The following is a 20,516-nucleotide window of genomic DNA, read 5'->3' as shown; positions in this document are numbered from 1 at the left end:
CCGGGGTCAGACCCGCCGGGTCTGACCCCAGATTTCTGCTGATGGTCGAAATTAGATTTCGCCTAACCAACGTTTATTAATTCGCCGTCGTAATCCGCTTCGCCGCCGCATCCAGGCCATCCTTGGTCGTCTGGCGGCCTTGCGTGATGTTTTCCAGCGCCGATTGCATCGACGACCAGAAGCGGCCCATTTCCGGGTTGTTCGGCATCGGGCGGCCCGCCTGCGCGCTTTCCATCGTCGCCTGGATGTTCGGATTGGCTTTCAATTCCGCGAACAGCACCTTGTTGGCTGGCGTGCCCAGCGGGACGTCGGCGTTGATGGTTTTCAGGCCATTGATCTGCAGCATCTGGTTTTCCAGGAATTCCGTCGCCAGATCCTTGTTCGGGCTGGCTTTCGAAATCATCGCGCCCAGCACGCCCACGAATGGGGTGGCCGTCTTGCCGGCGACGGTAGGGATCGTTGCCACGCCGAAATTGATCTTCGACTTGCGCGCATTGTCCCACGACCATGGGCCGTTGATCATCATGGCGATCTTGCCCTGGTTGAAACCGGCTTCCATCTCGGCATAGCCCGCGCCCTTCGGCATGGCGCCGCTGTTGATCAGGGTCATCAGCGCATTCACGCCAGCTTGCGAACCGGCATTGTTCACGCCCGTTTTCGCCGCATCGTAGCGGCCGTCGGACTTGACTTCAAACGGGAAGCCGCCGCCCGCGCCCAGCAAAGGCCACGTGAAATAGGTATTCGTGTAATCCCACAGGATGGCTTTCTTGCCTTGCGCGGACAATTTTTTGTCCAGTGCGGCGATTTCTTCGAAGGTTTTTGGCGGGGTCGGCACCAGGTCCTTGTTGTAGACGAGGGCGACGGCTTCGATGGAGATCGGGTAGCCCCAGGTCTTGCCGCCCACGGTGAAGGCGTTCCAGGCCAGCGGCAGGATGGCGGCGCGCGCTTCCTTGCTTGGCGTCAATGGTTGCAGCAAGCCGGCGTCGATCCAGGTGCCGATGCGGTCATGCGGCCAGATCCAGATGTCCGGGCCCTTGCCGGCGGCGGCCGCTTGCTGGAATTTGTTTGGCGCATCTTCCGGGTGCTCGACGACGACCTTGATGCCCGTCTTCTTGGTGAATTCCTCGCCGACCTTGGCCAGGCCCTTGTAGCCCTTGTCGCCATTGATCCAGATCAAGAGGGTGCCTGCTTCGGCCGCGTTCGCCATGCTGACGGCGGCCAGGTTGCCGATGCCGGCCAGGGCGGCGGCGATCAGGGTGGTTTTGATGAAGCTGCGTTTCGGGTGCGTGAACGACATGTCAATCTCCAGTGTCTTTTTTTATGCTAAGTTTATGTTGAATATCAAGGCTGAAACGATGCAACCAGGCCAGGCGGCGCCTGTAGCGCCTGGCCCTTAAATCCGGAATCAGGTACGCGTCTGTCCATGCTCGTCGAACACATGGACGCGGGCGGGCGCCACCTGCAGCGCCACGGATTGGCCAATGGCCCAGTCCGTTTCCGCATCGGCGCGCACCACCAGCGGCTCGTCGCCGCCCGGTACCTGCACATACAGATAGCTGATGTCGCCCAGTTTTTCCACCGCTTGCACGGTGGCCGTGAGGGCGGCGGTGGCGCCGGGCGCACACGCCTGCACGTGTTCGGGACGCGCGCCGACGGTGACGGGGGTGCCGCTGGTCAGCGGCTGCGTCAACACGGCTTGCAGCATGCCGCCCGCGTTGGTGGCGATGGTGGCCACGCCGTCCGCGTAGCTGTGGATCTTGCCTTTGAGGAAATTCATGCGGGGCGAACCGAGGAAGCCGGCCACGAACAGGTTGGCGGGGTGGTGGTACAGCTCCAGCGGGGCGCCCACTTGCTCGATGCGGCCCGCGTTGAGCACGACGATGCGGTCGGCCAGGGTCATCGCTTCGACCTGGTCATGCGTGACGTAAATCATGGTCGAGCGCAATTCGCGGTGCAGATTCGCCAGTTCGATGCGCATCTGCACGCGCAGCGAGGCGTCCAGGTTGGACAGCGGTTCGTCGAACAGGAAGACGTCGGGCTTGCGAACGATGGCGCGGCCGATGGCCACGCGCTGGCGCTGGCCGCCCGACAAGTCTTTTGGCTTGCGTTCCAGCAAAGGTTCGATGCGCAGGATTTGCGCGGCGCGCTGCACGGCGTCGGCGATCTGCACCTTGTTCATGCCGGCCAGTTTCAGGCCGAAGGCCATGTTTTGCGCCACGCTCATGTGCGGGTACAGGGCGTAGCTCTGGAATACCATGGCGATGCCGCGCTTGGCGGGCGGCACGTCGTTCATGCGGGTCTTGCCAATATACAGGTCGCCGCCGCTGATTTCTTCCAGGCCGCAGATGCTGCGCAGCAAGGTGGATTTGCCGCAACCCGACGGGCCCACGAAGACCATGAATTCGCCGTCGGCGATCTCCAGGTCGATGCCGTGCAGGGTTTGCACGTCGCCATATGCCTTCTTCAGGCCTGTTAACTTCAGTCCAGCCATGTCTGTCGTCCTCAATCTCACTGAATGTGCCTGGCCAAATCTACTGCGCGTCGAACTTGCGGCTGGCGATGCTCACCGTGCATTCGCACAGCTGCGCTTCTCAGCCACAACTTTCATCCGCTCGCTACGATTTTGCCAAGCACTGATACTCTGTTGTTCGGCCCCGCTGATGCGCGGGGCTCGTTATTGTAATTGGCGGCATGGCGCCAAAGCCTGCGATTTACGCCAGGGTGCCGAACCAGCCGCCATGCGGGGGCAGGGTGAGCTGTTGGCCATCCTTGCTGCCTGGCAAGCCGTGACCTGCCAGGTCGGTTGCGGACGCCGCGTCAGGCCAGGCAAACGTGACGGCTTGCGTGCCCAGGTTGAAGGCGGCCAGCACGGGCGCTTGGCCTGGCAAGTCGCGGCGCAGGGCCAGCACGGGTTCCGGCGCATCGAAGAAGACGATGTCGCCGCGCAACAATTGCGGCAGGGTGCGGCGCCAGGCGAGGATGTTTTGCGCAAACTGCAATGGTGAAGCGGCATCGTTTTCTTCGACATCAACGGCGCGCGCCAGGTGTTCAGGCGGCACGGGCAGCCAGGGTTTTGCCGTGCTGAAACCGCCGTGCGGCGCCTCGGCCACCCATGGCATCGGCGTGCGGCAGCCGTCGCGGCCCTTGAACTGGGGCCAGAACGGGATGCCGTACGGGTCTTGCAGCGCTTCGAAAGGAATGTCCGCTTCCGTCAGGGCCAGCTCGTCGCCCTGGTACAGGCATGGCGTGCCTTTCAGCGCCGCCTGCACGGCCAGCACCACCTTGGCCAGCGATTGCGACGGGTTTTCGCCGCCCCAGCGCGTCATGACGCGCACGCTGTCGTGGTTGCCCACGGACCAGGAAGCCCAGCCGTCGGCCACTTGCGCTTCGAACTCTTCGACTTGGGTGCGGATGTGCGCGGCCGAAAACTCCGCCGTCAGCAAGTTGAAACTGTAGGCCATGTGCAGCTTGTCGGCGCCCGTGTAGGCCGCCATGGTGGCCAGCGCATTGTCGTCGCCCACTTCGCCGATGGAAATGGCTTGATATTCGTCAAGTATGGCGCGCACGCGCTGCAAATAAGCGATGTTTTCCGGCTGCGTCTTGTCGTACACGTGCGCCTGCATGCCGTACGGGTTGATGGCCGACACGCTGCTCGCATCGCGCTGGGCGGCGGGGGGATTGTCGCGCAGCAATTGGTCGTGATACGGGAAGTTGCAGGAATCGAAGCGGAAGCCATCGACGCCGCGTTCCAGCCAGAAACGCAGGTTGTCCAGCTGCGCCTGCTGCACGGCCGGGTTATGGAAATTCAGGTCGGGCTGGCTGGCGAGGAAATCGTGCAGGTAATACTGGCCGCGGCGCGGCTCCCATTGCCAGGCGGAACCGCCGAACACGGACAGCCAGTTATTCGGCGCCGTGCCATCCGGTTTCTGGTCGGCCCACACATACCAGTCGGCCTTGGCATTGTCGCGGCTGGAGCGGCTTTCCACGAACCACGGGTGGTTGTCGGACGAGTGCGACAGCACCTGGTCGATCATCACTTTCAAGCCCAGTTCATGGGCGCGCGCCACCAGGCGGTCGAAATCGGCCAGGGTGCCAAACATGGGGTCGACGTCGCAGAAATCGGCCACATCGTAGCCGAAGTCCTTCATCGGCGACGTGAAGAAGGGGGAAATCCATACGATGTCGGCGCCCAGGGCGGCGATGTAATCGAGCTTGGAGGTGATGCCAGGCAAGTCGCCGATGCCGTCGCCATTGCTGTCGAGGAAGCTGCGTGGATAAACCTGGTAGATGACGGCGCTGCGCCACCAGTCGGCGGGCAGGTGGGCGAGATTGTTCTGGATGGTCGGCATGAATGATTTCTTAAAAGTTGCCTGTAGCCTCGGCTATCAGGGCGGCGCTGCTGGTTGGTAGGCGAACGTCTTATTTTAAAATTCAAAGCGCTTTGGGTATGAAATGAGTATAGTTCAAAGCGCTTTGAAAAGTAAAGCGATACACGCGCCAGACATACGTTTTTTTTATGAGGGTGATTCAGGAAGGCGAGACAGTGGCGCCGGCCAGGCGGCCGGCGGCATGGGGACAGCGGAAAACGTCTAGTGCGGCACGGGGCCGGCGGACTCGCCCGGCAACAGTTCGCACGGCCACAGTTCCTGCAAGTCGGTGACGGGCGTGCCATCCATCAGGGCCAGCAGCATGTGGATCATCTTCGCGCCGGCGCCGCGCGGGTCGGGCTGGACGACGGTGGTGACGTTGTGGCCGGCCAGGGAATCTTCCATCACGCCCCAGACGATCAGCGACATGTCGCGGCCGATGGCGATGCCCGCGTCGAGCAGGGCGCGCACGGCGCCCACGCCCGACATGTGGTTGTCGACGATGACGGCCGTGGGGCGGGGCGAGCGGGCCAGCAGGCGCTGCATGGCCTGGTAGCCGGCGCGGCGGTCGTGCGCGTTGTCGACCAGGTTGTCCGGGTCGACGGCTAGGCCGCCCGCCTGCATGGCGTGCTGGAAACTCTCGACGCGCTGGCGCACGAAGTTCAGGTCCGGCGTGGCGCTGATCAGGCCGATGCGCTGGTGGCCCAGCTGCGCCAGGCGCTCGACGGCCAGGCGCATGCCGGCCTCGTTGTCGTAGTCGAACCACGCGTGCGGCTGGTTCAGCTGGGTGCGGCCATGTGCGACAAACGGCATGCCCTGCTGCGCCAGGTAGGCGATGCGCTCGTCGAACGGTTTCGTGCGTCCGACGATCAGGCCATCGATGCGGCGGCCCTTGACCATGCGTTCATAGGTGTGGAATTCGTTGCCGGCCGAGGCGGGTGCGATCATCATGTCCATCTGCTGGGCTTCCAGCGCTTCCGACATGCCGCCCACGATTTCGATGAACATGGGGTCGGCCAGGTCGTTCGGCATCAGCGGGTAGATGATGCCGACGATATTCGTGCGTCCCACAGCCAGGCTGCGCGCCATGGGGTTGGGACGGTAGCCGGCCGCCTGCGCGGCGGCCAGCACCCGCTCGCGCGTGCGTTCGCTCACTTCCGGATAGCCATTCAAGGCGCGGCTGACGGTGGTTTCGGATATTCCTAGCGTTTTGGCGAGATTTTTGAGGTTCATGGATGCTGCAGTTGGGGTCTATCCAGGGTGGGTCGGGAGCGATGCGGTGCGATGACGGGTAGTTTATCTGATAAATGCCGGAATGATCAGGGGTATGACAAGCGGCGGCAGCGCCCAAAAAAATACGCGGGCAAACCCAGGGGCGCCCGCGCTAAAAGAGGATACTGCTGAATCACTACATTGAAGCTGCCGGCCATCGCGTGCAGCGGCGAAATGGTGGATCCGGATATTACTTGCCCCTGGATAAGCGGGCGGTGTTGCTGCCACCGGCAAGCGTCCGGGGACGCTTGCCAACGTTCTAGCGGCCTGCGATTACCACCAGCTTTCCACTTGGAAACCGACGGAACTGCCGTTGGTCTTGCCACCGAACACGCCGGTCGACGACAGCGCCGATTCCGCGGCGGCGGCCGACTGGGCTGCCTTGTTCCATTTGGCGTAGGTGTAGAAAGCGCGCAGCACGGGACGGGACCAGAAGCTGTTGCCGGCCGACAGTTGCGGCGCGAAGGTCAGCTTGGTCAGGTTGCGGCTTTCGCCGCCTTCCGGCTTGACGATGTCGTGGCCCAGTTCCACGGCCAGGCTGTAGTTGTCCGTGAAGTGGTAGACGGGACGCGCGCCGATCGACGTCCACTTGCTGCTCACGCCTGCCGATTCCTTGTCTTCGTAGACGAAGGTGCCCATGCCCGACCAGGCGCCTTTGGGCTGGATCATGATCTGTTCCGTCAGGCGCACGACCTTGTCATCCTTGTTGGCGCCCAGGCTGAAGCCGCCCGTGTTGGCGGCGCTGCCCTTGCCGTACTGCAATGCCACCTTGTTGAAGCCGCCCAGCAGATTGCCTTGCGTATGCATGATGGTCAGCAAGTGGCCGCTGGCGATGGGGGCCGCGCCTTGCGCATTGCGTTTCTGGTTGAATTGCAGACCCAGGGTCAGTTCGCCATCCGGGTTGACCTTGATGCCGGAGAAGCGCAGGTCGTGGGACAGGCCCATGCGCTTGCTGTCGCCGTCATCGGCCGTGCGCACGACGGCGTAGGCCAGCTTGGCGGCGCCCAGGTCGATGTTTTCCAGGCCGGCACCAGGGCCGCTGTTATTCCAGAAGTAGTAATCGGTGATGTGCACGTCCTGGCGGTCGTAGTAGCGCTTGCCGACCCAGGCGCGCGCTTCGGCGAAGGCGCCCGTGCCGATCTTGTCGGCGACGACGTTCATTTCGCGCCACGACGGGTCCGATTGCTCCCAGTCCTGGTTCTGGTTGACGGAGAACGCCACCAGGGTATTGATGCGGAAGGTGGTGCCGTTGGCAGCCTTGAAGGCTTCGCCGCCGAATTTCAGCTCGCCGTAGGTTTCGCACTCATTGCCCAGACGATACTTGGACGAGGCGCCGGCCAGGCCGAAACACGCTTCCTTGCCGCCTTCGCTGCTGGTGCCGAAGCCCGAGCGGATGTAGCCGCCGAAATCGATCGGCAGGGCAGCCTGGGCGGCCGAAGCGCTCAAGGCCAACGCCACGGCGGCAGGCAAAGTTTTCAAGAAATGTTTGTTCATTGCGTCTCCAGTGTTTTTATAGGTGTGGGATCGGTGCGCATAACTTCGCACAACCAAAGCGCTTTAGTTATGTTTCAAAGCGCTTTGAGTATAGTTCAAAGCGCTTTGATGAGTAAACTAGTTTTATCTTTGAAAACTTTTGAGGTGTTGCGGAGAAGCATCAAAGGCGGGCGGCGGCGCGTGGGCGCCGCCGGGTATGGCGGGGAGGGGGATGGTTGTCGTGGGAAAGCCGGGCCGCTTAGTTTGGCGTCTTGCAGGCGGGCAGGGCGGCCGTGTCCCGCGCGATGTCGGCCGCATTCGCCGGATGGCGCAGGAAGGCGAGGATCAGCAGGGCCGACGCCGTGGTGATGCTGGCCAGCACATACAGCAAGTGGCGGAAGGCGGCGCCATAGGCTTGCGCCAGTTCGGCGGCGCCGGCCTGCGGCAACAACGCGTCCGCATGGCGCAGCTCGCCCAGCGCCAGGAAGGGTGCCGCCAGCGCCGCCTGCTCCGCGCCGATGCCGGCAAGGCCGGCGCCGCCCAGCGCCGCCATGGTGAAGGTGCCCAGCAGCGCGCTGACGATGGCCAGCGCCAGGCCTTCGCCCGCCACGCGCGTCGTATTGAAGATGCCGGCCGCCATGCCGGCCCGTTCGACGGGCACGACGCTGATGGCCAGGCCATCCATCAAGCCCCAGGGCAGGCTGATGCCGCAGCCGATCAGCAGCAGCGGCCCCAGCAAGGTAGCGGGCGCCTGTCCCGGCGCGTAGGTGGACAGCCACAGCAAGCCGCCCGCCGCCAGCAGCAGGCCGCTGGCGCAGATGTGGGCGGCGGCGAGGCGCTGCGCCGCCATGCCGGCCAGGATCGGCAGCACCAGCATGGGCGCCGACAGGGCAATCATCATGCGTCCCGCTTCCAGCGCGCTGTAGCCTTCGATGCCGATGAAGCGGGCCGGCAGCAGCACCAGCAGTACGACGAAGGAAAACGCGGGCGCGGCGGCCAGTAGTTGCACGCCGGCAAAGGCGGGCAGGCGGAACAGGGATAAATCCAGCATGGGCCGCGCCGCGCGCCGCTCCACGCGGATGAAGAGGGCCAGCAGCAAGGCCGCAGCACTGAACAAACCCAGGCTGGCGGCGCTGTTCCATCCACTGTCGGGCGCCTGCAGCAAGCCATAGGTAAACAGGGACAATGCGCCCGTAAACGTCAGGGCGCCGGGCCAGTCGACGCCCTGCGCTTGCGGGTCGCGCGATTCGCGCATGGCGCGCGCGGCGGCCAGCAGGGCGGCCAGGCCGGCCGCGGCCGTGGCGACAAAAATGGCGCGCCAGCCCGTGTGCGTGATCAAGGTGCCGGCCAGGAAGGGACCGAAGGACAGGCCCACGCCGAAGGCCGTGCCGATCAGGCTGAAGGCGCGCGCGCGGGCGGGGCCGTCGAATTCCTGCGCCAGGGCCGCCAGTCCGCTCGACAGGGCCATGGCGCAGCCCAGGCCCTGCACGGCGCGCAGCACGTCGAGCCACAGGATGCCGGGCGCGGCCGAGAGCGCCAGCGCGGCGGCGGAAAACACGCCCATGCCCAGCAAGAACACGCGCTTGCGGCCATAGCGGTCGGCCAGCGCGCCGGCCACCATCAGGCAGCCGCCAAAGCTGAGCATGAAGGCATTCGTGATCCACGCCAGCGCGAGCGGCGTGCCGTGCAGGTCGGCGGCGATGGCGGGAATGGCGATGGCCGGCCCCGTAAAACTGAGCGGCATGCATAGCGCGGCCAGGCAGACGGCCGCCAGCACGAAGGCGCGCCGGGCCGGGGAGGCCGGCTTCATACGTTGATTGGTATCCATGGGAATGATTCCAGAAAGAGGGAATCCGATGATAATATGGACGTAATCAATGAAAAAGTGGCTGAAAATCCACTCATAACGGACAAATATTCCCTAATCGACATGGCGAGATGACATGGATAATCTGAACGGCATTGCCGCCTTCGTGCGCGCGGCGGAAACGTCCAGTTATGTGGCGGCCGGGCGGCTGCTCGGGGTGTCGGCCTCGGCCGTGGGCAAGAGCGTGGCGCGGCTGGAAGAAAAGCTGGGCGTGCGCCTGCTCAACCGCAGCACGCGGCGCATCAGCCTGAGCAACGAGGGTGCGCTGTTTTTCGAACGCTGCCAGCGCATCCTGGCCGACCTCGGTGATGCCGAGGCGGAACTGTCGCACCTGGCCGAGGCGCCGCGCGGCAAGCTCAAGGTCAGCCTGCCCGTGATCGGCTACCGCATCATCCTGCCCCTGCTGGCCGACTTTACGCGCCGGTATCCGGAGATCGAGCTCGACCTCGATTTCAACGACCGCCTGGTCGACGTGGTGGCCGAAGGCGTCGACGTGGCCGTGCGCAGCGGCACCTTGACGGATTCGCGGCTGATGGCGCGCGAGCTGGGGCCGTTTGCCTTCACCATCGTGGGCTCGCCCGCGTATTTCGCCCGCCATGGCGTGCCGGCCACGCCGCGCGCGCTGGAAGGGCACGCTTGCGTGCGCTATAAATTCCCCACCACGGGAAAACTGCAGGAATGGGCGCTGCAGCGGGCCGGGGGCGACAGCGGCGGCGAGTTGCGCTTGCCGACGGCCTTGACCTGCAACAATATCGAAGCCTTGATCGGCGCCGCCACGCAGGGCGTGGGCCTCGCTTACCTGCCTGACTTTATCGTGCGCGACGCCATCGCGCGCGGCGAATTGCAAGCCGTGCTGGCCGACTACCTGCTGCACTCAAGCAAGTTCTGGGTGCTGTGGCCATCGAGCCGCCACCTGTCGCCCAAAATTCGCGTCTTTGTTGACCATTTGTGTACCCACCTGCATTTTTCCGCGCCCCCTGCCGACCCTGCATCCTTCCCGTGATGCCCCTGGCCGCCGCGCCGGCGGCTGGTTGGGGAATATTCCTACCCCAAAGAGATTATTCCTAACACCGCGGAATTTATATTTGCTGCACCGCATCAGGCAATGCCGCACGGCATCAATTTATACCCTTCCTGAATACCGGTCATTCGTTATGGAAATTGCCATAAGGAATTTATTTATGTTAATTTCATATCTGTTTCTGCAACATTGCATCGGCTGGTCGCTTGCGGGAACATGTGCAGGATTAGGCGCCATAAGCGTGTAGTAACCAACAATTAAGGGATGGTAACCCCGTTCCGTTCAGGGAGTGTGCATGAAGACAGTCACTACGACACCGCCGGATCTGGCGCCAGCCGCGTCAGCGAAACCGGCCCGTAAAACGGGTCTGCTGCTTGGTGGCGGCGCACCAAATTCCACCTTGATCGCCGGCGCCCTGGCCGCTTTCCTCGACGAAGGCATCGAGTTCGACGTCATTTCCGCCTCGGGCGCCGGTGTGTTGATGGGTTTGCTTTACACGACGCCGCACGAGGCGACGCCGCGCCAGGCCTTGCAAAGCTGGGCCGACACGGGCGTGGCCGACAGCATTTACAAGATGATCCCGATCAACTACAAGGTGTTCCAGAAGCCGGGCATGCACGCGAGCACTTTCCGCGACGCCTTCCAGCCGCCGGCCAACAATCCTTTTTTTCAGGCGTTCCAGCAAACGTTTGCGGGCGTGCCCACGGCCTGGTCGGACTGGGGCAAGCTGATGGTGTCGTCGCTGTCGCCGTCGGACCTGTCGGCGAAAAGCCTGGGCCTGTGCGCGCACTTGCCCTTCCTGGAAAAGGCCGTGGATTTCTCGGGCGTGGCCCGCATGCGTCCCGATTTCTACATCAATGCCTACAACCTCAGCGAACACCGCATGCAAATCTGGGGCAAGCACGAAATCGAAGCCATCCACGTGCGCGCCGCGTTGTCGTTCCCGTTTCTGTATGCGCCCACGACCATCGCGGGCGACGACTACATCGAAGGCGCGGCGCTCGACACGCTCAATTTCGACCCGTTCATCGAAGGCAAGGGGGAACATGCTGACGCCGACACCCTGGTCATCCTCGATATCCTCGGTGACGAGCGCTTGCTGCGCAAGCCGCGCAACCTGTACGACGCCTGGGTGCGCTCCATCATCACGCCGCTGGTGAAGATTTCCAAGAGCGAGCTGCGCCTGTTCGAGCTCGAGCACAACACGGACGCGCGCACGGGCCAGCCCAAGCGGCGCTTGCTCAAGCTCGACCTGATGGGCGGCATCCCGGAGCAGCACTGGCCCGACACCCTGGACTGGTCCAGTTCGAACATGCAACTGCTGTTCGACGTGGGCCACAAGGCGGGCCTGGCGTTTTGCCGCCAGCATGGCGACTTGCTGCGCCGCACGCCTGACGCTGCCCCGCTGGCGGCCTAGCCACCGATCCCCGGCCACCCGATCGGCAGCTATTTATCCTGCCTGGCCTTGCCAGGCCACTCTTTTTACTGTGAAACACCATGAATATCACCAAGCAATTAATTCTGACTCTCACCATCGCCTTGCTGGCCCTGCTATTGCTGGGCGCCGGCGGCGCCATCCAGCTGCAGCGCGCCCAGGAGCGTTTTGACACGGTGCAAAACCGCATCATCCCCAGCATCCAGGGCTTGAATGCGGCCAAGGGTTTCCTGGCCGATTCGCGCCTGGCCGGCTACCGCCTGTCCGTGTTCTCGAATTTGGCCGACAAGACGGCGCTGGACAAGGCCGTGGCCGATGCCAACACGAATTTCGACAAGGTCATCACCACCTACCGCGCCGAGCGCCTGTACGATGCGACGGACAGCAAGATGCTCGATGCCGACCAGGCCGCCATGGAAGCCTACCGCCGCGCGCTGGTGCCATTCTTTGCCGCCGCCTACGCGGGCGACATGGATGGCGTGCGCGCCACCTTGCTGGCCGGCACGCCGCTGGCTATCACGGCCGCGGCCGCCAAGAAAAGCATGGATGACCATATCGCCTACAACAACAAGCTGGTCGATGACGTGAAGGCGGAAAGCCTGGCCGCCTACGATACGGCGTTCAACACCATGCTGGCCGTGCTGGGCGTGGCCGTGCTGCTGACGGGCGCGCTGGCCTGGCATATCTACCGCACCATCAGCGGCGGCCTGGGCGATATCGAACACACGCTGGAGCGTGTCAGCGCTTCGCTGGACCTGTCCGCCGCCATGCCCGTCGAGCGCATGGATGAAGTGGGCCGCACGGCCACCGCCTTCAACAAATTCCTCGAGCGCATCGTCGGCGTGATCGCCACCGTGCGCACCTCGGCCGATACGGTCAGCGTGGCGGCCGCGCAGATTTCCGCCGGCAACGCGGACTTGTCCGTGCGCACGGAGCAGCAGGCGTCTTCCCTGGAAGAAACTGCGTCCAGCCTGGAAGAGCTGACCTCGGCCGTGCGCCAGAATACGGACAATGCGCGCCAGGCGAACTCGCTGGCCGTGTCCGCTTCGGACGTGGCCCGCAAGGGTGGCGCCGTGGTGGCGCAAGTGGTGGGCACGATGGGCTCGATCAACGAATCGGCGAAGAAGATCGCCGACATTATCGGCGTGATCGACGGCATTGCCTTCCAAACCAACATTTTGGCGTTGAATGCGGCCGTCGAAGCGGCCCGCGCGGGCGAACAGGGCCGCGGCTTCGCCGTGGTGGCCACGGAAGTGCGCAACCTGGCACAGCGCTCGGCGGCTGCCGCCAAGGAAATCAAGGGCTTGATCGAGGATTCCGTCGACAAGGTCAACACGGGCAGCGCGCTGGTCGACCAGGCGGGCGCGACGATGGAAGAAATCGTCGCCAGCATCCGCCGCGTGACGGACATCATGGGCGACATCGCCAACGCCAGCCACGAGCAAAGCGCCGGCATCGAGCAAGTGAACCAGGCCATCTCGCAAATGGACCAGGTCACCCAGCAGAACGCGGCCCTGGTGGAAGAGGCGGCCGCAGCCGCATCCTCGCTGCAAGACCGCGCCGTCGAGCTGGTCGACGTGGTGGCCGTGTTCCGCCTGCGCGGCGACGCCCAGGCAAAACCGTTGAAAGTGGCTGGCGGCTTGCCGGCCCCGGCTTCTGCCTCAGCCAGCCGGCGCCTGGCGCTGCCAGGCCGCAGCGCCCGCGCTTAAGCTTGGAAATTGCCCCGGTACGCCGGGGTTTTTCTTTGGTGACGGTGCTGTTCCATGGGGGAGCGTTGATGTGCTGTAGCTGTGGCGAGCGTCGGTACAGTTGTCCGGAGGGCAAGGGGCAGGGCGCCGCCTGGTTCCGCAGCAGTCTGGGAGTATGCTTTCCTTTTACGCGTGTGAGTCTGCAGTCCAAAGCGGACATAGCAGTCGAAGCGCGTTAAGACGGGAGTAAGCGATCAAGTTTGGCCCCGTGTCATAACTTGCCCGAAGCAGGAGTGCGTTTGCGCTCTGGCAAGTTGAATCCCGTTTTATAAAACGCATCCTTGAATTCTACGCATCCATTACAGGGCCTAACGGTTTCTAATGCCGATATGCGCTGTTCAGTCAGTTGCATCAAACATAAGTCCATCGAAAAATGGTAAGCACTTCCACCATGCATCGCCTTGTTCTGGAACTTGCACTCCGCGTCGCGGAAAACAAGCCATGCACGTTGCGCGCTTTGCAGCCCATGTGGCTTGGCAAGCGCGTACATCAATGTCTTGTAGATGACGTTTAAACGCGTGTCGGATTCTTTAAGCTCTCGATTCATGCAGAAAGTATTTTCAAGATTATTACTTTCTTCGCAATGCTCCTGCTTTATCGATGCCATATCGCTTTGTTGTTCGGAGGCATTGGTCAAGGACGACAGCGAAAGGCACAAGAAAATACCGCCCAAGATGGATAACCGGCTTAAAACAGCAATTCCCACGAGCACTCGCTCCTTCTGATAATTGATCCTTATTGAGTTCCGCTCCTGGCCTGACCCGGTTGTTAATCAAAGATAATTCGCTGTCCCACTTCGAATTCATTCTCGTGGCAGTAAAACAGGATAAGCGGCGTGTCCTTCGAATAAACCATCGCGTCGTCACGTGAAGGGACAAAAATATCCGACCAATTCTCGACCAGGAACACACTGCTGCACAAGAAACATTCGTCTTCTCCAAACACGACGATGAGCTGCTGGTTTCCTAGCACACGGGCACGTAACCACTTGCTTGCGATGGCCGCATCCTCTCCGGATGCGAGCCGCTCGATCGAATCAACGGTGTTAACGTTCAGGCCGAGATGCGTCCTCGAGTCGTGAAGGCCTGCTATCTCATAGGCGCGGCGGGCATCCTCGGCATTCAGCCAGGCGATATCCGCTGAGTGATGCTGTAGTTCCTGAACCCGCCAATGTGCTGTGTTCATCATTTCTCAAAATTTCATATGCTTGTGGCCATGGCGAACAGCAGCTTGTGGTCGCATTCGGAGCATCGCTTGATCCTGGCGCCAAACAAGGCTGTCATCATGGCCCGGCTTTATCTGCGGCCAGTATAACCAGAATCCAATTCTATTGGCATGATAAAAAAACAGTGTATCCTGCAATTCCAGCAGGTATATTTTTTGTCGAGGCAAAGAAAAAGCTGCGGCATTTGTTCTTGCTGGCGGAGTATCTTTGAATTGACGCAATGGCATGGCGATATTGCGTGATGAATGCTATCCGCGGGCCAATATTCAGACACCGCGCGGCGCCGGATAGCAGACCCAGTTACTTTTACACAATGATAGGGAGATTCCCAATTGATGCAAATCAAAGAAAGCATCCACATTGCAGTCCCGCCCAAGGTCGTCGACCAGATTTGGAGCGAGGTCGACCGATGGCACCTGTGGGATCCGGACACAAAGCAAGCCCGGCTTAATGGGCCGTTCGCGGTGGGGACGCATGGCAGGATCGTTCCCAGCAAGGGCATGGGCATTCCGCTGCTGGTCACGGAGCGCACTGCCGGCCGCTCGTTCACCGTTGAGGGCCACATCCCCCTGTTCCGCATCCACTTCGAACACACGGTTGCCGCCGTCAATGGCGGATCGGAAGTCGTTCACCGCGTGTGGTTTACGGGAGCGCTTGCCTTTCTGTTCGGACCAGGCGTTGCCAGGCAAGTCAGGGACGGGCTTCCCAGGACGATGCTGTCGCTGAAGGCCTATGCCGAGAAGCGCAACGAAACGCTCCATGATGGCGAGGCGGGGAGGGCGGACGCGACAACAGCCTGATAGATAGTTTCCCCTCGTCAATTCATTGCAAAGCACTGCAGCAAATTAACGTGCCGTTCCCGTCATGATGGAATACAATTCTTGCGTGGCAGCCAGCTTGCCTGGCAAGGCCGGGCACGGCACCACGCTTTGACCTCGGAAAGATGTTGGCTTATGACTCTGCAGTTCCCCCAGCGAACGGCGCCTTGCGCGCCATCCACGCTCCGCCTTTCACGCAAGCCCCTCGTTTCCCTGTTCGTCCTGACGTTTTCATGCCTGCTGCTCACGGCGCCCGTCATGGCGGCTACGCCAGCCAGCGGCAGCGTCATGCTGGAAGAACTGACCAGCACGGAGTTGCGCAGCCGTATCGACCATGGCGCGACCACCGTGCTGGTGCCGATTGGCGGCGTCGAGCAGAGCGGGCCGTACATCGCGCTGGGCAAGCACAATGTGCGCGCCGGGCTGCTGGCGCGGCAGATTGCGCAAAAGCTGGGCAATACCATCGTCGCGCCCGTCGTTTCCTACGTGCCGGAAGGCAGTATTTCGCCGCCGGCCGGCCATATGCGCTTTGCCGGCACGATCTCGATACCGCCGGCCGCCTTCGAAGCCGTGCTGGAAGGGGCGGCCGCCAGCCTGCGCCAGCATGGTTTCCGCGACATCATTTTTCTCGGCGACCATGGCGGCTATCAAAAGAACGAGCAGAACGTGGCGAATAAGCTCAACCGCGCCTGGGGCAAGGCTTCCGCCGGCAAGGAAGCGCGCGCTTACGCCTTGCTCGATTACTATGACATCACGCAATCGGCCTATATTGCCGAACTGCAGAAGCGCGGCCACAGCAGCGCCGAGATCGGCCTGCATGCCGGTTTGGCGGACGCGGCGCTGATGCTGGCGACGGACCCGTCGCTGGTGCGCAGCGAGGCCATGGCCCACGGACCCAAGCCTGGCGTGGCGGACGGCGTGCGCGGCGACGCGACCCGTGCCACGGCTGAACTGGGTCAGATCGGCATCAAGCTGCAGGTGGACACCTCGGTGGCCGCCATCAGGCAGCTGCTGCAACGACCTAAATAATTCCGCTGGAAGTGCTGAACTTCCGGCTTTTGCAACGAAACGACGCGAAATCACATGAAAAAATCTCAACGACGCACCATCGTCACCTTGTCCGCCCTGGCTGCCGCACTGGCCGGCCTGGGCGTGGCCAGCCAGGTCATCGGCGCCAGTACGCCGGCCCCGGCCGCTGCAGCACCGGCCGCAACCTATTCGCCGCTGCCGGGCATGCCGCCGCTGGTCGATCCGAAAAACGTGTATGGCAGCATCGCCAGCAGCAATATGAGTCCCGTCGTCAAGGATCACTTGCGCCGGGTGTACGTGCCCAACCTGCGCTCGAACGACGTGTATGTGATCGACCAGGACAGCCTGAAAGTGGTCGACAAGTTCAAGGTCGGCAGCGGCCCGCAGCACGTGGTGCCGTCGTGGGACTTGCGCACCCTGTGGGTGGCGAACAATGCCGAGCGCACGGACAAGGGCAGCTTGACGCCGATCGATCCCTTGACGGGCAAGCCGGGCAAGGAAGTGCCCGTCGATGATCCCTACAATATGTATTACACGCCGGACGGCAAGTCGGCCATCGTCGTGGCCGAAGCGCGCCACCGCCTCGATTTCCGCGATCCGAAGACCATGGCCGTGCAGTATTCGATCGACACGCCCCAGTGCGGCGGCATCAACCATGCCGATTTTTCCAATGACGGCCGCTACGCCATGTTCACCTGCGAATTCGACGGCACCATCGCCAAGATCGACCTGGTGGGCCGCAAGGTAGACGGCTATTTGAAATTGCAGATGCCGGCCAAGCGCTTTGCCGAGTCCGGCCCCGTGGGCGGTCCGGCGAATGAAATCTGCAGCGTCAAGAAGGGCATGCCGCAAGACATACGCATCTCGCCGGACGGCAAGAAATTCTTTATCGCCGACATGGACGCCGACGGCGTGCACATCGTCGATGGCGCCACCCTGAAGGAAATCGGCTTCATCCAGACGGGCGTGGGCGCGCACGGCCTGTACCCGAGCCGTGACGGCAAGAAACTGTACGTGGCCAACCGCGGCACGCACCGCATCCATGGCAAGCCGAAGGGCAAGGGCAGCGTCAGCGTGATCGATTTCGCCACGGAAAAAGTGGTGGCGAACTGGGCGATCCCCGGCGGCGGCAGCCCCGACATGGGCAATGTGAGCGCCGATGGCAAGTACCTGTGGCTGTCCGGCCGTTTCGACGACGTGGTGTACCGCATCGATACGAACAGTGGCGACGTTTCCAAAGTGAAAGTTGGCCAGGAGCCGCACGGCCTGACCGTGTGGCCGCAGCCGGGCCGCTATTCGCTGGGCCATACGGGCAACCTGCGCTAGGCGAGGCGCGTGGCGCTCCCTGGAACCGCAGTGCCGGGTCTGTAGTTGTGCTTGCCTAAAAAGCAATGTTGGCGCATACTGCATTCCCCATTCCACTACCTTCAGGGAGCACCAGCATGATTCTTGATCACATCGGTTTGAATGTCAGCGATGCACAGGCCAGCAAGGCCTTCTTTTCGGCCGCCCTGGCGCCCCTGGGCGTGTCGGTGGTGATGGAAGTGCAGGGCTGGGTCGGCCTGGGCAAGGATGGCAAGCCCGATTTCTGGTTCGGCGTGGGTGGCGCGCCGCATGCCGGCATGCATCTCGCCTTCGCGGCGGACAACCGCGCCCAGGTGGATGCTTTTTACCAGGCCGCACTGGCAGCGGGCGGCAAGGATAACGGCGCCCCCGGTATCCGCGAAATCTATCACCCGAATTACTACGGCGCCTTCGTGCTGGGCCCGGACGGTCACAATGTCGAAGCCGTCTGCCACCATCCCGAGCCTTGACGCCGGTTATTACCTGAAGAGAGCAGCATGAAGCACAGCGCCACCCTGTTTGCCGACGATGCCGGCCGCTATGCCTACGTGAAAGCGGGCTTTTCCTGGCCGGCCCTGTTGCTGGGCTCGTTCTGGGCCGTCGCCAAGCGCCGCTGGTGGCTGTTGCTGCTCATGCTGGCCATGGATGCCTGCCTGTGGTTTGGCAGCCATCTGGCCACCGAACTGCGCATCGGCCCGATGATGCTGCTGATGGCCGCCGCGGAGCTCAGTTACCTGCTGGCGCGTGGCTGGTATGGCAACCGCTGGCTGGAAGCCTCGCTGCGCAGCCGTGGCTACAAGCCCGTCTTGCCAGGCTGAGCGTGCCTGGCACAGATTTCCCGTCACGTCACTGACGTTTGCCAAAGGCAAGCCGTCCAGCCAAAACTTTCTGCGCAGCCTAGCGCACCTTTGATCCAGATCATCCCTCAACTGCGGTGCTCACGTAGCCTTGGGACTCGCGTTGCAAAGCATCGTCCCACCAATCGGATATGTTTTTTCGCGTTTCGTGGCGTAGCCCGGCCGTCTGCCTCACCGTTCGACAGCCGGTGGTGTCGCCATCTGTTTATGTCCACCCAACCGCTATCTAATGAGGAACTCCATGTATCCATATTCCCGTAGTGTTACCCCCGCCGCCAAAAACCACCTGGAAGCGCAACTGGCTTTTTTCAATGGACTGTCGAAGTCGCTGTTCCAGTCGGTGCAGCACTTCAGCGACCTGAACATGCAACTGGCGCAAGGCTTGCTGGAAGAAACCGCGGTCACCAGCCAGAACCTGCTGACGGTCGAGCGCGCTGAAGATGTGTTCCAGGTGGCTGCCGCAGCGGGCCAGCCAGCCGCCGAGCAACTGCGCAAGTACCAGCAACAGGTGTCGCGCCTGGCAGCCGATACGCAGGTCGAACTGGCCAACGTGGCAGAGCGTCATGTGAATGAAACGAGCCGTACTGCCAAGGCGCTGGCCGAAGAAGTGGCCCGCACGGCGTCGGAAGAAACGGAGAAAAACGTGCGCAAGCAGCAGGAAGCCATGCAGCGCATCGCTGAACCGTTCCAGGCCTATCAGCAAAACGGCGCCAGCCGCGACCAGCAACGGGGCGCGCAAAGCCGTGACGGCCAAAGCCTGCAAAGCGGCAGCCACCAGGGCAGCCAGCAGTCGGCCGGCAGCGAAGGCTCGGCCAGCGGCAGCGTATCGCAAGCGGGTTCCGCACAAAGCAAGAGCAGCAGCGCCAGCCGTAAAGAGTAAGCACGAGGCTGCTTGCGGCTGAACCGCTTCGCGAGGGCCGAGCCTTGAGCTGCGGCCAGCCGGCACGCAGCATCGTGCCTCCTGGTTTGGACAGAGCGCCCGCCCTTCACGGGGCGGGCGTTTTGTCGTATGCGTGCAGTTCAGAGGCCGGCGTGGCCGCGCCAGGTGAGCGGGTGGGCACGGTGATGCTTGCCGGCACGGCTGTCTTCGGCGAGACGGCGGACAAGACCGCGTTACCGTTCCCGCTCCCGCTGTTGGCGTCGATGAAGGCGCTGACGGCGTCCAGGGTGGGCGCCAGCCTGCGCAAGGGCGCGGCCAGCGTGGCGACCAGGGTGGCGTGACCCACGCGGTCGAAATACGTTTCCGTCACGGGCCGGGGCAGCGCACGCAAGGCCTTGGCCAGGCCGCCCGTGTTGCGTTGCGGATCGACCAGTTTATCCTGTCCGGGCAGGGGGGCGATCAGCAGGGCGGGCGGGGCTGCGGCCGTCACGTGGTGGATGGGCTGCGACGCGGCGGGCGTGTCCGGGTAAAAGAAAACGGGCCGGGTGGTGGTGTTTTCGATCGGCAAGAAATCATAGGGGCCGGCCAGGCCTATCCAGCCCCGCAAGTCGTGCGGGTGCATGCCGTGGCGCGCCAGCAGGCTGGCGTCGAGCGCCACCATCGCCGCATTGTAGGCGCCGGCGCTATGGCCCATGACGAACAGGCGCGTCGGGTCGCCGCCGTGGCGGCTCGATTCCATCGCGGCCCAGGCCACGGCGCGGGCCGCATCCTGCAGGATTTCGGGATAGTGCACGTCCGGATACAGCCGGTAGTCGGCGATCACGGCCAGATAGCCGCGCGCCGCCAGCGCATGGCCCACGAAGGCATAGTCGGCGCGCTCGCCCGTCGTCCAGTTGCCGCCATAAAAGAACACCACCACGGGCACGGGCCCCGTGCGGATTTTGGGGGCGTACACGTCGAGTTTTTGCCGTGGCAGGGGGCCGTAAGCCAGGCCGCGCGTCACGTGCGAAGCGCTGCCGGACGAGAAGGCATTGATGGCCATCAAGGGCGAGCAGGCGGCCAGGCCGGCAGCCAGCGGGATGGCCGCCAGCAAACCGAGCAGGGTGGTGCGCAGGATCGTCATGCCAGCTCCTGATGGTGAGGGTTGATGCTTGCAGTGTAGGCCAGGCAGGGCAGGGCG

The 20,516-nt window shown here is 62.9% G+C and carries 19 protein-coding genes; 9 read left to right on the top strand and 10 right to left on the bottom strand.

Annotation, left to right across the window (positions count from 1 at the left end; translation table 11 throughout):
• Positions 1 to 76 precede the first annotated feature (76 nt).
• The 6 genes from malE to OX460_RS14085 form a co-directional block, all read right to left on the bottom strand.
• Positions 77 to 1,297, bottom strand: coding sequence for a maltose/maltodextrin ABC transporter substrate-binding protein MalE (malE, locus tag OX460_RS14110; protein WP_077402478.1), 1,221 nt, complete (start codon positions 1,295 to 1,297; stop codon positions 77 to 79).
• Positions 1,298 to 1,405: 108 nt separating this feature from the next.
• Positions 1,406 to 2,491 carry a sn-glycerol-3-phosphate ABC transporter ATP-binding protein UgpC gene (gene ugpC, locus OX460_RS14105; protein WP_289899034.1) on the bottom strand — a complete coding sequence of 362 codons (1,086 nt, stop codon included), beginning with the start codon at positions 2,489 to 2,491 and terminating at the stop codon, positions 1,406 to 1,408.
• Between the two features lie 220 nt (positions 2,492 to 2,711).
• On the bottom strand, positions 2,712 to 4,349 hold the full coding sequence (locus tag OX460_RS14100) for an alpha-glucosidase (protein WP_289899033.1): 1,638 nt from the start codon (positions 4,347 to 4,349) through the stop codon (positions 2,712 to 2,714).
• Between the two features lie 240 nt (positions 4,350 to 4,589).
• Complete coding sequence (locus OX460_RS14095) at positions 4,590 to 5,600, bottom strand: substrate-binding domain-containing protein (protein ID WP_289899032.1); 1,011 nt, start codon at positions 5,598 to 5,600, stop codon at positions 4,590 to 4,592.
• Between the two features lie 312 nt (positions 5,601 to 5,912).
• The gene (locus OX460_RS14090; RefSeq protein WP_099664596.1) at positions 5,913 to 7,133 is read right to left on the bottom strand and encodes a carbohydrate porin; all 1,221 of its coding nucleotides are present in this window, start codon (positions 7,131 to 7,133) and stop codon (positions 5,913 to 5,915) included.
• A gap of 238 nt (positions 7,134 to 7,371) precedes the next feature.
• A complete protein-coding gene (locus tag OX460_RS14085) occupies positions 7,372 to 8,940 on the bottom strand; it encodes an MFS transporter (RefSeq protein WP_289899031.1) in 1,569 nt (522 codons plus the stop codon).
• Positions 8,941 to 9,055: 115 nt separating this feature from the next.
• Between OX460_RS14085 and OX460_RS14080 the strand changes: the two genes are divergently transcribed.
• The 3 genes from OX460_RS14080 to OX460_RS14070 all read left to right on the top strand — a co-directional run bounded on the left by OX460_RS14080 (position 9,056) and on the right by OX460_RS14070 (position 13,144).
• Complete coding sequence (locus OX460_RS14080; RefSeq protein ID WP_289899030.1) at positions 9,056 to 9,982, top strand: LysR family transcriptional regulator; 927 nt, start codon at positions 9,056 to 9,058, stop codon at positions 9,980 to 9,982.
• Positions 9,983 to 10,295: 313 nt separating this feature from the next.
• Positions 10,296 to 11,417 (top strand): patatin-like phospholipase family protein, encoded by a 1,122-nt coding sequence (locus tag OX460_RS14075; RefSeq protein WP_289899029.1) that lies wholly within the window; start codon positions 10,296 to 10,298, stop codon positions 11,415 to 11,417.
• A gap of 80 nt (positions 11,418 to 11,497) precedes the next feature.
• Positions 11,498 to 13,144 carry a methyl-accepting chemotaxis protein gene (locus OX460_RS14070; RefSeq protein WP_099664592.1) on the top strand — a complete coding sequence of 549 codons (1,647 nt, stop codon included), beginning with the start codon at positions 11,498 to 11,500 and terminating at the stop codon, positions 13,142 to 13,144.
• A 250-nt stretch (positions 13,145 to 13,394) separates the two neighbouring features.
• Here OX460_RS14070 and OX460_RS14065 read toward each other — a convergent pair whose 3' ends face one another.
• The 3 genes from OX460_RS14065 to OX460_RS14055 all read right to left on the bottom strand — a co-directional run bounded on the left by OX460_RS14065 (position 13,395) and on the right by OX460_RS14055 (position 14,635).
• Complete coding sequence (locus OX460_RS14065; RefSeq protein ID WP_289899028.1) at positions 13,395 to 13,889, bottom strand: lysozyme inhibitor LprI family protein; 495 nt, start codon at positions 13,887 to 13,889, stop codon at positions 13,395 to 13,397.
• Positions 13,890 to 13,951: 62 nt separating this feature from the next.
• The gene (locus OX460_RS14060) at positions 13,952 to 14,371 is read right to left on the bottom strand and encodes a hypothetical protein (protein ID WP_099664591.1); all 420 of its coding nucleotides are present in this window, start codon (positions 14,369 to 14,371) and stop codon (positions 13,952 to 13,954) included.
• A gap of 3 nt (positions 14,372 to 14,374) precedes the next feature.
• Complete coding sequence (locus OX460_RS14055; RefSeq protein WP_289899027.1) at positions 14,375 to 14,635, bottom strand: hypothetical protein; 261 nt, start codon at positions 14,633 to 14,635, stop codon at positions 14,375 to 14,377.
• Between the two features lie 108 nt (positions 14,636 to 14,743).
• Here OX460_RS14055 and OX460_RS14050 point away from each other — a divergent pair, with 108 nt between their 5' ends.
• The 6 genes from OX460_RS14050 (at position 14,744) to OX460_RS14025 (ending at position 19,336) form a co-directional block, all read left to right on the top strand.
• Positions 14,744 to 15,208, top strand: a complete 465-nt coding sequence (locus OX460_RS14050; protein WP_251351143.1) for an SRPBCC family protein — start codon at positions 14,744 to 14,746, stop codon at positions 15,206 to 15,208.
• Between the two features lie 276 nt (positions 15,209 to 15,484).
• A complete protein-coding gene (locus OX460_RS14045; RefSeq protein WP_289899026.1) occupies positions 15,485 to 16,255 on the top strand; it encodes a creatininase family protein in 771 nt (256 codons plus the stop codon).
• Positions 16,256 to 16,309: 54 nt separating this feature from the next.
• Positions 16,310 to 17,581: a YncE family protein gene (locus OX460_RS14040; RefSeq protein ID WP_289899025.1), complete on the top strand. Its 1,272-nt coding sequence runs from the start codon at positions 16,310 to 16,312 to the stop codon at positions 17,579 to 17,581.
• Between the two features lie 116 nt (positions 17,582 to 17,697).
• Positions 17,698 to 18,069, top strand: coding sequence for a VOC family protein (locus tag OX460_RS14035; protein ID WP_099664587.1), 372 nt, complete (start codon positions 17,698 to 17,700; stop codon positions 18,067 to 18,069).
• Positions 18,070 to 18,096: 27 nt separating this feature from the next.
• Positions 18,097 to 18,417, top strand: a complete 321-nt coding sequence (locus OX460_RS14030; protein WP_289899024.1) for a hypothetical protein — start codon at positions 18,097 to 18,099, stop codon at positions 18,415 to 18,417.
• A gap of 280 nt (positions 18,418 to 18,697) precedes the next feature.
• The gene (locus OX460_RS14025; RefSeq protein WP_099664585.1) at positions 18,698 to 19,336 is read left to right on the top strand and encodes a phasin family protein; all 639 of its coding nucleotides are present in this window, start codon (positions 18,698 to 18,700) and stop codon (positions 19,334 to 19,336) included.
• 106 nt (positions 19,337 to 19,442) lie between these two features.
• Here OX460_RS14025 and OX460_RS14020 read toward each other — a convergent pair whose 3' ends face one another.
• A complete protein-coding gene (locus tag OX460_RS14020) occupies positions 19,443 to 20,459 on the bottom strand; it encodes an alpha/beta hydrolase (RefSeq protein WP_289899023.1) in 1,017 nt (338 codons plus the stop codon).
• Positions 20,460 to 20,516 lie beyond the last annotated feature (57 nt).

Origin of the sequence: Janthinobacterium sp. SUN033 (genome assembly GCF_030397595.1) — a bacterium.
GTDB lineage: Bacteria > Pseudomonadota > Gammaproteobacteria > Burkholderiales > Burkholderiaceae_D > Janthinobacterium > Janthinobacterium kumbetense.
This window is presented reverse-complemented; position numbering and strand designations above follow the sequence as displayed.